The sequence below is a fragment of the Catalinimonas alkaloidigena genome (assembly GCF_029504655.1).
Taxonomy (GTDB): Bacteria; Bacteroidota; Bacteroidia; order Cytophagales; family Cyclobacteriaceae; genus Catalinimonas; species Catalinimonas alkaloidigena.
Map to the genome: position 1 here is coordinate 3,329,334 of NZ_JAQFIL010000001.1, position 13,903 is coordinate 3,343,236.

5 protein-coding genes are annotated in these 13,903 nt (G+C 40.5%); 3 read left to right on the top strand and 2 right to left on the bottom strand.

The window, feature by feature from the left end:
- Positions 1-75: 75 nt before the first annotated feature.
- Positions 76-8,502, top strand: a complete 8,427-nt coding sequence (locus tag OKW21_RS13640) for a T9SS type B sorting domain-containing protein (protein ID WP_277480119.1) — start codon at positions 76-78, stop codon at positions 8,500-8,502.
- 724 nt (positions 8,503-9,226) lie between these two features.
- On the opposite strand, the gene OKW21_RS13645 is transcribed toward OKW21_RS13640, so the two are convergent.
- Positions 9,227-10,147 carry a PorP/SprF family type IX secretion system membrane protein gene (locus OKW21_RS13645; RefSeq protein WP_277480120.1) on the bottom strand — a complete coding sequence of 307 codons (921 nt, stop codon included), beginning with the start codon at positions 10,145-10,147 and terminating at the stop codon, positions 9,227-9,229.
- Between the two features lie 791 nt (positions 10,148-10,938).
- Between OKW21_RS13645 and treF the strand changes: the two genes are divergently transcribed.
- Positions 10,939-12,510 (top strand): alpha,alpha-trehalase TreF, encoded by a 1,572-nt coding sequence (gene treF / locus OKW21_RS13650; RefSeq protein ID WP_277480122.1) that lies wholly within the window; start codon positions 10,939-10,941, stop codon positions 12,508-12,510.
- Between the two features lie 4 nt (positions 12,511-12,514).
- Here treF and OKW21_RS13655 read toward each other — a convergent pair whose 3' ends face one another.
- Positions 12,515-13,429, bottom strand: a complete 915-nt coding sequence (locus tag OKW21_RS13655; protein ID WP_277480123.1) for a sugar phosphate isomerase/epimerase family protein — start codon at positions 13,427-13,429, stop codon at positions 12,515-12,517.
- A 330-nt stretch (positions 13,430-13,759) separates the two neighbouring features.
- Here OKW21_RS13655 and OKW21_RS13660 point away from each other — a divergent pair, with 330 nt between their 5' ends.
- Positions 13,760-13,885, top strand: coding sequence for a hypothetical protein (locus tag OKW21_RS13660; protein ID WP_277480124.1), 126 nt, complete (start codon positions 13,760-13,762; stop codon positions 13,883-13,885).
- Positions 13,886-13,903 lie beyond the last annotated feature (18 nt).

The window sequence follows — 13,903 nt, forward strand, 5'->3', positions numbered from 1 at the left end:
TTTTCAGCGATTGAAATTCAAAATATCTGCACTTTTTTTGTTTATGAGATTCAATGATAACCATAAGTAAAAACCATGATCAATAAGATTAAGTGGCTTGCTCTACTTGCCTTTCTTTTTACTTTTTCGACTTCTTTATATGCACAATTTGAGAATTGTAATAATGGCATTGACGACGATGGGGATGGGTATATTGACTGCTTTGACTCCAATTGCAGTACATCACCTTTTTGCCAAAGCTATGAAACAGATTGTACTGATGGCGTTGATAATGATGGGGATGGCCTGCCTGACTGTCTGGACTCTGATTGTATCTATTCAGGGGTCTGTCCATACGAAACAGATTGTGCGAATGGTATAGATGACGATGGGGATGGTTTTTTTGATTATTATGATGGCGACTGTCTGGATTCACCTACTAACCCAAATTCTTACATTACACATATAGCAGACTGTGAGGTCAAACCTCTGGAAAATGTTTTTGACATAGAAAAAGAATGGGACTCCCCTATGCAGACAAGTGCCACCAGAGGGATGTTCGCATTAGCAGATGTTGACAATGATGGCACCCCTGAAGTTGTCTCCTATAATGACGAAACGGGCTACATGTACGTACTTGACGGGAAAACCGGATCTATTGAGCAACAAAAAAGAATAACCAGTAATGAGCAGTATGCATCATACCCGGCAGTAGGTGATGTTGATAACGATGGGTATGCTGAGATTTTTCATATTGACAGGAAAGGAAAAATAAGGGCATATACGCATGACTTGAACGAATTCTGGGCTCCCAAAGATGCTGATGAAAAAAAGCCCAGACCTCCACTTCTTGCTGACTTTAACTATGATGGAGTATCAGAACTTTACTATGTAAATGAAATACGTAATGCCAGAACAGGCGATATGATCATAGAGGGTAGTCATGGTACAAGCAAATACAGCGGAGGCAATGACTGGAATAACGAGCTGGCAGGCGTACCGGTGGCTGTTGATATTCTCCCGGATGGTGCCTGCGGAGCCTGTCAGGGATTAGAGCTGGTCTTAGGTCATGTGATTTATGCAGTAGATATCGCCAGCAATAGCATGTATGAGGTGAAGAACATGGATGATGCGGTCTCCAAAACATCAGATTATCATCCCAATGGTTATCGCCCTAAAAGATTCAGTGGTGAACATATGTGGAGTTCCACCTCAGTCGTGGATTATAATCAGGATGGTTACCTGGACGTGATTTCTAGTGGGACTACTGGCTCATTAAGTGGGCCAACTACGATATTCTTTTGGGATTTGCACAATGATGTGGTCAAAACCTATATTCCTTCCCGACCTTTTGCCACCATTCCCGGTGGGTTTGTCAATAGATACCAGGTATATAATGGAAAATATGTTTGGGCACTAGGTGTAGGCGCACTGAATATAGCCAACATTGATAGCGATCCTGAACTGGAGTGTAGCTTTATGTCCGGCTCCACCCTCTATGCCCTAGACGAAAACTGGAACCTGGAATGGGCTAATTACGATGATTACTGGGAGGGCTCCTCCGGTTTTACCAGTACTGCAGTATTTGACTTTGATGGCAATGGTGCTTCTGAAATTGTTTACCGTGATGAAATCAATTTGTATATCGTAGATGGAACAACCGGCAAACCACTGAACCAGTTTGTAAGTGCTGATTTTTGTAGCTCTAACACGCATGCTGAATATCCCATTGTTGCCGATGTTGATGGTGATGGTGAAACCGAAATAGTAGTAGTTTGTGGTAGAGATAGAAATGAAAAATTTAAAAACGCAAATACCTCAGGAAGCAATCAGAAATATGGCTTTGTGAGAGCATACAAAGCGGCGAATAATAGCTATTGGGTTCCTTCCAGGAGACTTTGGAATCAGTTTGTGTACTTTAATGTCAATATTAATGATAACCTGTCAATTCCACGTTTTCAGCAACCTCATCACCAAGGATTTGCCCAAAAATGTAATTTACTTGGTGGTAATGTCCCTAAGTTTTCCCTTAACAAATTCTATAATCAGTCGCCGGTCATTAACTATTGTGGGAACCTTACATTTCCTGCGGCAAATCTTGAATTTGCTGACAATCCAATTCAGGTTAACCCTCCTACCTGCCCGGACGAAAGATTCCAGGTCAGACTGCGTTTCATCAATACTGGTGATCAGGTAGTCTTTAAAGACATTCCGGTGTCATTTTACGCGGATGATCCCGAACAAGGATATAGTAATACTGAACCAAACCCTTTCTTAGAAACTACTTATATCAATGTTCCCGGTGGATTAAAGGTAGACCAGCTTCTGGATACTACAATCTGGGTTAACGGTAAAGCAGGTGATTTTACTTTGTATGCTTCTTTAAATGATATAGGCCCCTACGACCTTAGTGGCAGCTCTTTATCCAATGAAACCTTCTATCCTATGGATTCTCTTAACGGAGTGATAAGAGAATGTGATGGCACCCCTACTATTGTAAATATTGATGTTAACCCCTACCCTTTTAATGCCACAGCAGTCCTTCTCAAGGACAATGACAACTGTCCGGGTTCTTTCAACAGTAATGGCGCAATCACAGCTCATATTACTGGTGATACGCTAGGCTATGTATTTAGATGGTTCAAGGGTAGTAGTACTTCAGGAAGTCCTGATTTTATAGGAGCTACTCAAAAAGGCTTAACGGGAGGAAAATATACGGTCGTAGCGACGCACACCCTGGCTAACTGCACAGGAAACGCATCTACTGTAGACGTAAGCGATTTATCCTCACCTCCAGTGATTGATGCTGAAGTAGTATCACTTCAACGCTCATGTGACCCTAACAAACCATCAGGAGAACTTACTGCCTATGTATTACAAGGAACTAATAAGGTCAATGCTGGCTATAATTTTTTCTGGTATAAAGGTCAAAACACCGCTATTCCCGCTCGCGTAGGCTATACTGGTGGTGCAAGTGTTGATCAGTTATCTGCCGGAATATACAGACTACTGGTGGAACATGCTGCCACTGGTTGTTCTGCTACGATGGATATTGAAATAGAAGAGTCTTTAACTGACCCGCAAATTTCTCTGGTTTCAAAGAACGATCAAACCGTTTGTGATCCTTCTCATTATGATGGGCAGGCTAGCGTAAATGTTGATGGTAATACCAGTGATTATGATTTCTACTGGTTTGAAGGAAACGTTTCAAGCCTAGACACAACATCCAGCAGTGTAATTGTGAACAATAATATAATCACCGGAATAACTAGTGGTACATATACTGCTTTTGCTATAGATAAAATCACTCGCTGTACCTCAACTCCCCTCTCTGTGATCATAAAGGATCAGACCTGGAAGCCTGTGGTAATAACTGAAATCGTAAATCCTCAGGAAGCGTGTGACCCTAGCTTAGCCAATGGTTCTCTCCGTGCCTCTGTGGACGAAAGCACAAAAGGGGGAAGCACTAACGTTACTTCAGGATACACATTTGAATGGTATCTTGGTAATTATGGCGCTTCCAGCATACCGGCAACACCTACAGCAAGTGGAAGTTTAGTAAGTGGACTGGTAGAAGGTAAATACACGCTTGTGACACGTAACACAACGACCGGATGCCAAACCATTGCTTATGTAACACTACCTGCACAAAAGACAAGGCCTACACTAGATACTCCAAGCATAACACATGCTGTTAATTGTACATCCCCCTGGGGCAGTGAAATAGTTGTAAGCGCAGACGGAGGAATGACCGCCACTGATGGTTACATTTTCCAATGGAGACGAATCAGTGACAATACTATTTTGGCTGAGACCAGTGAAACGCTTACTAATATTCCCCCTGGTAAATACGGCATCATGGTTACAAATCCATACGGGTGTACGTCACTCAATGAAGTCAATGTTACCATAGAGGATAAAGGGTCAGAACCAATTGTCAACCTACAAGCTGTACCCAATTCAAGCTGTGATGCCTCTCAACCCAATGGGGTACTAATCGCTAAGGACTTTGTTGGAAATGCGTCTGATTATACTTTTGAGTGGTTTAATAATAACCTGAGTGGAACTCAACTTGCCAGCCTTAACGATACGGTTGCCCTCTTGCCGGCCGGGCAATATGCTTTAAGAATTACTGACAACACCACCCAATGTTTTCAGGTGGCTTACGCTAGTATCGGGAATCAAGCAGGCGTGGCACCTACTATTGATACCCTTTATACCTCAGCCACTACAGATTGTAAACCAGTTTCTGCAGATGGAGAAGTTGCCTTTTATCTTCCCGCTGGCTTGGCACAATTACCTCCTGGCTTTACGCAAGATAGAACGTATACTTTTGAGATATATAATGGCACCTCTGTTTCTGGCTCACCGGTTCAAACCAATGATCATGGGATTTTCAGTGGGTTAATTGCAGGCTCTTATACGGCTATGATCACAGATGACTATAATCATTGCCAGTCACCACCGATGACCATTGAAATCCAAAAAGCTCCGGGTATTGCGATAAACCTCGATTATTATATTCCTTCCTCAGCCTGTTCTTCTAATGATGGTGCAATGGGAATAAGTGTATCATCAGCAAGTAACAGTGCTCCTGGTGGTGCTGGATACACCTTCCAATGGTATTATAGGGCTGCAGGAGATCCGCGACCAGGCACTCCTAATCCCGGAACATTAGCAACCGAAACCAACTTTATTTCAGAACGCATTGATTTGCTTTCCGGCTATTATACCATTGAGGTGTATGACAATTTCAGCAACTGTGTTGAAACTTCTGAATTTTTCTTACCCAATGCTGATCCCCCTCAGGTAACCAATCAAAGTATTGTAGGTACCTCACAATGTTCATCTGGAGACGGTTCCATTTATATAGAAGTTACGTCCCCCAGCATATTGCTTAATCTATTTCAGGTATTCCTGTATGAGGGGAATAGCATTGATCCTGGTAATCATATTCAGGTATGGACTCCATTAGCACTCCCTACTGATGATCATACATATCAGGATTTGCCTGCTGGAAACTATACTATTGCTTTCAGAGAAGTATTTGGCGGGGGTTGCTTTAGCACAGTAGAGAGTTTCACCGTACCTGACAATACTCCTACTTTTGAGCTTACTACATCAAACTCAGTAGATTATAGTTGTAGTACAAGTGGTAATGGAAGCCTGACCGTAACTGATATAAAGCAAAATGGTACTTCTGAAAGTTTGAGCGATTTTAGTTATACCTGGTATGAAGGTATTGGTACTTCAGGTGGCGTAGTAGCAAACTCTCCTAATATATCTAATCTTTCATCAGGAAACTATACCATAGAAATAACTGATAATGCCTCAGGAGATGGCCAGGGCTGTACTTACACTAAAACCGTATTTCTGAATAACGTACCCAAAGTGTTGGCCGTCAGTGATTTTCAATCCGTCCCGAATACGCTTTGTAGCGGTGCAAATGGTCAGATAAGTATTACTGAATTGAGCGAAGATGGTATTGCGCTTCCCAATACCGCAGACTATACTTTCAGCTTACAGTACTACGCTGGCAATGCTTTGTTGAACCCTGGGTCGGGACAAATTGGAGATCCATTTGTAGACTTGCCTGAAGGTACATACTTTGTGCTGGCAGTGAACAACAATACTGATTGTAGCGTACTCTCCCCTCCTATTTCCGTTGAAACAGATACCTACGAACCTCAGATCAGTCTACTGGCAGACTTTCCTGACTTCAGCTGTTCCGGCGGACAAACCACTGGTGTCCTGGAGATAAGTGCCAACAGTCCGGCAGGCAGTACTCCTTCAGATTTTGATTATGTCTGGTACCGTGGCACTGTGGTCGACCCTTTAAATCAGTTGTCAGCGACTTACATAGATCCTGTAAATTCTGCCAGAGCCATTAACCTAGAAGCAGGCAAGTACATAGTAGAAGTTACTGACAATGCAGGTGCAAGTTTCGCTTGTTCCAGTACCGTCATATTTGAAGTGCTGGATGCTGAGGACCAAAGAGAAATTTTTCTCACAGGTACTGGTACTGATCCTACTTACTGTGATCCGGCAAACGGAGATGTTAGTGTTGGTACTATTAGTGAACGTTATTTCCATAATGGTGCTACAGTGACAACTCCTCAGAGTATCAATGATTATCAATATACTTTACTGGATGATGATCTGAATGTGCTAGAGACGAATACTGACGCTAGCTTTACCGGTTTGGATGAAGGCTCATACTATGTGCAAGCACAAAATATAAACACGGATAACTGTTTGTCAGACCCGGTAGGTTTTTCATTAGAAAACCTTTGTGTACCACCTTTGGTGACTATCAATCTGAATAGTCCTCAATACAGTAATAATCCAGATCCTGCTAGCTGGACAGGTTCTATTTCAGTCATTGTTAAGGAATCAACTGATAATCCGGTAGACTCAGCAAGTAATCATTTCACCTACACTTATGAAATCTATAAAGCTGATGAATATGGGGCTCCGGGAGCTACTACGGTAAATTTCAGTAACCAACCCTATGCGAATAGGCTGGATTCGGGTAATTATGTCATATTTGTTAGAAATAATGTGACCGGTGCTGTCACCACTTCTTCGATTTACTTAGAAAAAGTGATCGTTGAACCTGTTTTTGCTGCTGAGGGGCTCCCACAGACAGTCTGTTATCCTGATGGTAGCATCAGCTTATCAGATATTTCCTTCAATAATGTACAGGATGATCCGGCAAAATATACTTTCTACCTCTACGATAACAGCAGTCTATCCATCATCACCGATTCTGTGCAAGTCACTCAAACCGGAGAAGTGTTATTTGAAAATATGGCTCAGGGCAATTTTTATTTACAAGCCAGACATGATAGTTATTATCTTACTTCTGAGATTTACGAAGTTGAGATTTTGAATATTGCTCAAGCACCAAGCATTGACCTGGATGTCAACAACTTATACCCTCAGCTCAGTTGCCAACCCGAAATTATGGCGACAGGCAAACTGGCAGTGATTGCCAGCGAGTCTGATGGGAGTACAGAGGATTATCAGTATCAGTGGTACAGAGGCAATTCCACACTTGCTGAAAACCTGATTCGGGGAGCTACTTTTTCTCAACTGGATAGCATTGCTTCAGGTTTTTATACGGTTGAAGTACAAAATAGCCTTACAAAATGTGTCTCAACACGTACATTTTATGTAGAAGATAAATTTGAGACACCTACTGTAAAGTTGAAGTCTGAGTCCTCAACCGTTTGCGACCCTGAACTTGCAAATGGTTTTCTAAGCGCTGATGTAGTTCAACAGGGTAACTATTTATTTGAATGGTATCATGGAGAAACTACTGCTGGCCTACCAGCCCATACCGGAAGCAGTTGGGGTGGGTTGGCAGCTGGTACCTATACAGTGGTGGCAACAGATATGATTACCGGAACATGTTCGTCTTCACCAGTAAGGGTAGAGGTTGAAGATGCATCTGTAACTCCTGTCTTATCTATTGAGAAACTTGCTGATAACAGTGCTTGTGACCCTACATTGTCTAATGGAGTATTGGCTGCAAATGTCCCTTTCCCAGTGTCAGAATATGAGTACAAATGGTACGATGAAGCAGGTAATTTGATTGGGGAGGAATCCCGGATTACAAACCTCTCTGAAGGTAGTTACACCTTAGAAGCTCAATATAAACCTACCGGTTGTGTAAATACTGCGGAGGCGGAAATTGAGCTGGTGCCAATGCGATATGAACCCCTAACTGTTTCCATCAGCTCTCATATGACCAACTGTGCTTTTCCTGACGGCTCCGCTACGGTCTATTTGTACGAGAACAATGAAACACTTGTCTTTACCTGGTTTGACCAGGCAGGAAATCAGCTGGCTGATGAAAATGTTTTGATCAATGAAGCTGACTTATCATCAACAGTAGTAGATCTGACTGCTGGAACATATTATGTTGAGGCATTTGATTTAATTACGGGTTGCAACATACCACGGACTTCGGTAATGATTAAAGACGAATCGTATACAGCGCAACATCAAATTGAAGCTAGTCCTGCAACTTGTGAACTAGCTGATGGTACCTTAAAAATCATCCCTCAGGAGAGTATGAACATACTTAATGTAAGCTGGACGAACTTACATACCTCTCAAACATTTGAGACCAATTATCAGCTTGATGAAGCTCCCGCAGGGGAATATACCTATGAGATTGTTTGGGAGAATGGCTGTACCTCATACGGCAGCACCACCCTTACTTCGGATATCAATGTATTCAATGGTATTTCACCTAATGGTGATGGGGATAATGATATATTTCGCATTGATTGTATTGAACAATACCCTCATAGTTCAGTCAAGATTTTTAATCGTGCCGGAGCATTGGTCTATGAAGTCAAGGGCTATGATAACCGTTCTATCTTTTTTGAAGGGCTTGGTAACAGAGGTCTTTACATTGGCAATAAAGAATTACCGGACGGAACATATTTCTATGTAATTGAAAAAAATAATGGAGATAAGCCTTCAACAGGTTACCTGGAGTTGTTTCGCTAATACTTATTATTTACTTGATTAACATTTCTGAAGAGAAGTATCTCTAGGGTACTTCTCTTTATTTTTATATAGAACAAGAACTTGTGTATAAGTTTTTGCCCTGGTTGCTTTTACTCTATTTTAAATAAAAGAATTATCTTAAGATTGAGTCTAAGAAGGCTTTCTCATAAGAAAATTAGCCCCTTAGTTTAGAAGAGAAGCCATTTCACTCAAAATATTATGTTGGCTTTTAACTCAAATTAGCTCCAATGTATCAATGACTTAATTTAGCTTCCTGAATTCTTAAACTTTATTCCTTTTGGTTAACCAAAAAGTGTTACGGCTCAGGAATAAAAACACGAAAATATTTTCCTCAATCGGCTGATTTATTAACTAAAACACAAGCTGCAAGAATCCCAAATGTGTTCCTCTCCGCTCATGCCTTCACCTGTCATTTGATATATCTATCAAATGTATAACAGTAAATGACAGACCTTTCACACCAGACTTACTGGAAAGTAAGCATACTTGAGTTGTTTTCTTGAAAGTAGCTATAAATGCATTGGATTAAAAGAATGTAACCTGACTGCTTTTATGCATATTGATAGCTTGGCAGGATAAGGATAATATACCAGAAGCTATGCACTTTTCTCTATCAAGCTAAGGTTAAAAAATATACCCCCTTTAAAAAAAATACCAGCCAGAAGCCGGTACTTTTTTCTTATTGTTAAGCAAAATTCATTTACTAAAAGTAAGTATGACAACGTTTAGAGTACGGAATGCGGTAGTTTAACATAAACTCATGTGTGCCATCTGAATATTTTCCTATAACTGAAGTATTAATGTCGTATGAATATCCCATGCTTAAATTCTCACTCATCTTTAGGCCCATTAGCACTGAAGCAGCATATTCTGTTCTGTAAGTAGCTCCAATTGTCAGAATGTCACTCAACACAAGGTTAGCATTAATATCCATACCTACAGCATTTCCTTCCTGAACCCTTAATAAGGCTGAAGGAACCAGTTTAACCTTGTGGTTGATGTCAAACACTACTCCCGTGCTCAACAGATAATAGCGAGACTCCTTAGCCTGTGATAAAGCTTCTTCCGCACTTGAAAGTTTGTTATTCAACATGTATGGGATGGAAAAACCGGCAAAAAATTTCTGATTACTGAAGTAAACACCTGAACCAAAGTTAGGATTGAAATCACTTCTAAAACCACTCATTTGCGCATCTGTTTCGCTTTTGAGGTTAAGCTTATTGAAATCAGAGCTCAAACGACTAAAACCTCCCTGCAAACCCATTGAAAGTGTTCCCATGCTGGTTTTGATCTTATACGCATAAACGAGGTATACCCTGTTATCGGTATGTATACCGATTTGATCGTTGCTGGCAAGCATTCCGATGCCAATATTTTTTTCTTTTAGATAGGTATGAGCGCTTACCCCACTGCTTGTAGGAGCACCATCAAAATTTTCCCATTGTCTTCTATGAAGTGCAGTGATGTTTAATTGGTCCTGGCTTCCCGCATACGCAGGATTTATTGCCAGTCTGTTGAACATAAAGTGAGAATAAATGGGACTCTGTTGAGCGTTCGCATGAAACACTATTAATAAAAACAATCCAAATAATACAAACTTATTTACCTGACGATTTTTGATCATTGCCTTCATGGCTTTTGCTTTAATTTCTTTCTGCTTAACAATTTTAAATTATACAAAAACAATATTAAATATGTCTTATGTACTAATTTTAAATAAATGTACAAAAAATATTTATAAAGTTAAATTATATATTGGATTAGTTATATGTAAGAAAATAACATTGGTACTCGTAATTTGTCATATATTCAAAAAAAATATTTATTTAACATTAAGAATATTACCTTCCTATTTCTCAGTATTGTATAATTTTATAGCAATATGAATTTGTTATTGATTAATTTACAATCACTTACACTATTTTTATAATTAACTCAGCTTTATAAATATTACATGAAGCGCATGTGAAATAAAAATGAGACAAAAAGCTAAAAAAAATTATATTTCATTCATGTGTTGGTGTAAAGACACATCCTTTTTTGATTGGTAAATGAATCTACTTAAGGGTAATACCTTGGACAATGCGCTAATTCTTGACTGTTCCAATCAATCTAAACTACTATACGAAGGGTAAAAATCTTTTAGCTGAAGCAACAACGGGTTGTATATAAAGGGTAAAGATTTACCTGCCGGTACTTATTTCTATGTAATTGATAAAAGAGATAATATATCCAAACTTAAAACCGGCTATCTGGAATTAACCTGCTAGGTTGATCAATTTTTTATAATAAATATAGTATTATTCAATTCAAAGTAGTTTTCTCAGGATGGATAGTCCTATTTTGATAGTAGAAGGCTACTATAAGAAATTAATAATTTTTTTAACTTGAAGGGAAAGAAAGCGTTACCTAAACATGAGAACTATTTTTTTGAGCTGGATCAGACTGCTTTTCATTTACTTTCTTTTTGTCTCTCCCCTCCATGCCCAGGTTAATCCGGCAGAGCAGTATGGTGAGTTATTTGAAGCGGTGCAACTGTCAGCTATTTTTCCTGATTCTAAAACCTTTCCGGATTGTATTCCTCTGCATGAGCCACAGGCAATAATGGAGGATTATCAGCAAAGTAAAGGGCAGGCTGACTTTGATTTGGAAGATTTTGTGCTTGAACATTTTCAATTGCCCAAAAGCCCATCTGTAGACTTTCAAACTGATACTGCCAATACTATTGTAGAACATATAAACGCACTCTGGCCAGTCCTAACGCGTAGCCCCTCAGAGAGCGTTAAAGGCTCGTTGATCTTACTACCTGAGTCTTATATAGTTCCTGGTGGACGCTTCAGAGAAATTTACTACTGGGACTCATACTTCACTATGCTGGGCTTACAGGTATCGAAAGAGTATGACCTGATCCGTAATATGGTAGATAACTTTTCATTTCTGATTGAGACTTTAGGATTTATTCCCAATGGCAACCGAACTTATTACACCAGCCGGTCTCAGCCTCCATTCTATTCATTGATGGTACGCCTGCTGGCGGATATTGAAGGAGATAGTGTCTTGGTGAGATACTTGCCGCAGCTAGAAAAAGAATATGCTTTTTGGATGAATGGTACAAAAAGCCTTGACGAAAATACCCCTGCTTATCGCAGAGTGGTACGCCTTGATGATGGCACCATTCTGAACCGTTATTGGGATGATAATCCTGCCCCTCGCCCCGAATCTTACAAAGAAGACTATGAACTGGCACACAGCATTGAGCGTGACAATGAGGACCTGTACCGAAACATTCGTGCTGCCTGTGAGTCAGGCTGGGATTTCAGCAGCCGCTGGCTCCGCGATGGAGAAAGCCTGGCCAGCATACACACCACTGAAATCATTCCCATAGATTTAAACAGCCTGATGTATCATCTGGAAAGGACACTTGTCGCCGCTTATGCCGAAGACGGGCAACTGGAAAAGCAGATGGACTTTAACCAAAAGGCTGAACAAAGGGCAGCGGCCATTCGCCGCTATTGCTGGGATAAAAAGCAAAAATTTTTTCTGGATTATGATTTTGTAGCTGAAACTACGGTTAACCAACCTTCACTTGCCGCAGTATTTCCCCTGTTTTTTGAGATTGCCAGTAAGCAGGAGGCGGTAAGGGTAAGTAGAAAACTTCGTAAAGAATTTATGGCCCCCGGAGGCTTATTAACTACTTTAGCAAATACCGGACAACAATGGGATGCCCCCAATGGCTGGGCCCCTCTGCAATGGGTGGCCTATCAGGCTTTGCTCAATTATGATCAGAATAAGCCGGCAAAGATGTTGGCTGAGAGATGGATTGACAATAATGTCCGGGTATTTCAGAATACCGGTAAAATGGTAGAAAAATATGTGGTCACTGACATCAGCCTGGAAGCTGGTGGTGGAGAATATCCGGTACAAGACGGTTTTGGCTGGTCCAATGGTGTCTTGCTGAAAATGATGTCAGCACAGGACATGGAGTAGTCCGCTAGGAAAGCGAACTTCCTACTTTTTCTAATAACTTTTTGGTGGATGCTACTCCGTCTTTATCACTGATCTTCTCTAATTCACCCCCAAACTCTATGCCCACATACCCTTTAAACCCGGCATCTTTGACCGTTTTCATCAGCTTTGAGATATCCATACTGCTTTCTCTTCCCTTTTTATCAAAGGCAAAAGTTTTGGCACTCACCCCTTTGGCATAGGGCATCAGCTCTTCAATTAATAAATAGCGATCATACTGCTCATCATCAGACACTTTAATATTACCAAAATCAGGTAGCGTACCTACATTATCTGTGTTTACTTGCTTCATGACCCCGGCCAGCCATTTTCCATTGGAAGATAACCCACCGTGGTTTTCTACTATGATGCTAATGTCAGCCTGTTTTCCGTAGTCAGATAATTTGGTTAATGTATCGGCAAAAGTATCTGCGGCTTCTTCCGGTTCCAGACCTTCGTATCCATTGGCATTGATACGAATAGCATGGCAACCCAAGGTTTGAGCCGCATCTATCCAGGGTTTGTGTTTGTCAATGGCAGTTTGTCTTTCCTGCACATCGGGACTCGCGGTTTTAAAGTCCCACAAATCTACCATGATCAGTACATTCTTCACTCCCTGATCATCAGCTCTTTGATTAAGTTCTTTAAGATAGTTCTGGTCTTCTTCCCTACCCTCAAAGAAACCACTAACATATTCCACTGCTGAAATTCCATATTTTTCCCTGGCGATCTGAGGAAAATCAAGATTACTCATATCCCCATTCCGGATAGGTTGTCTTAGAGACCATTCGGCCAATGAAATATCAAAGAATAGCGGTTTTTTGATAAGCGTGGAAAAATCAGGCATTAATGCCACACCTGTTCCAGCCTGCATCAATTTGACAAATTCTCTTCTGTTCATGCTAGTAATTTTAGATTGGGCGTTCTCTTTACAGTTTAGGATGCATATTATTAAGTATAATAATAAAATTTCACTCAGAATGAAATATTAAATACTGCTATTTATGCAAAAAGTCTTTTGACTGTGCCCTCTGTATTACATTTTTATTGCTTATCTGTTATACTATTTTTTAGTCGGCTGTCAGCACCAAGAATCAGAAAGTAAATTTGAACAAGCTGAAATCAAGTTTCAACACATAGTCGTTATCAGATTTAGTTAATGATCCCAATGCAACTACTAACCAATATTCAATTCCGAATATATTGAGGAGGTCAAAAAAAGCAGGAAGTGATGCTACAGTGGTTTCAAAATACACACACTAAAGCCGATACTATACCAGATGAGCGGGAAGTGGAAAGACGTTTGATCGCTTTATGTGAGTCCCCGGATAAGCAGGCAAATATTAGCGTAAGATAAGAGCATGAAGGCTGAAGA

Bases quoted from the DNA above. Each gene is read 5' to 3' on its own strand.
- OKW21_RS13645 (WP_277480120.1), bottom strand. From the start codon at position 10,147: ATGATCAAAAATCGTCAGGTAAATAAGTTTGTATTATTTGGATTGTTT.
- OKW21_RS13660 (WP_277480124.1), top strand. From the start codon at position 13,760: ATGCTACAGTGGTTTCAAAATACACACACTAAAGCCGATACTATACCA.
- OKW21_RS13640 (WP_277480119.1), top strand. From the start codon at position 76: ATGATCAATAAGATTAAGTGGCTTGCTCTACTTGCCTTTCTTTTTACT.
- OKW21_RS13655 (WP_277480123.1), bottom strand. From the start codon at position 13,429: ATGAACAGAAGAGAATTTGTCAAATTGATGCAGGCTGGAACAGGTGTG.
- treF (WP_277480122.1), top strand. From the start codon at position 10,939: ATGAGAACTATTTTTTTGAGCTGGATCAGACTGCTTTTCATTTACTTT.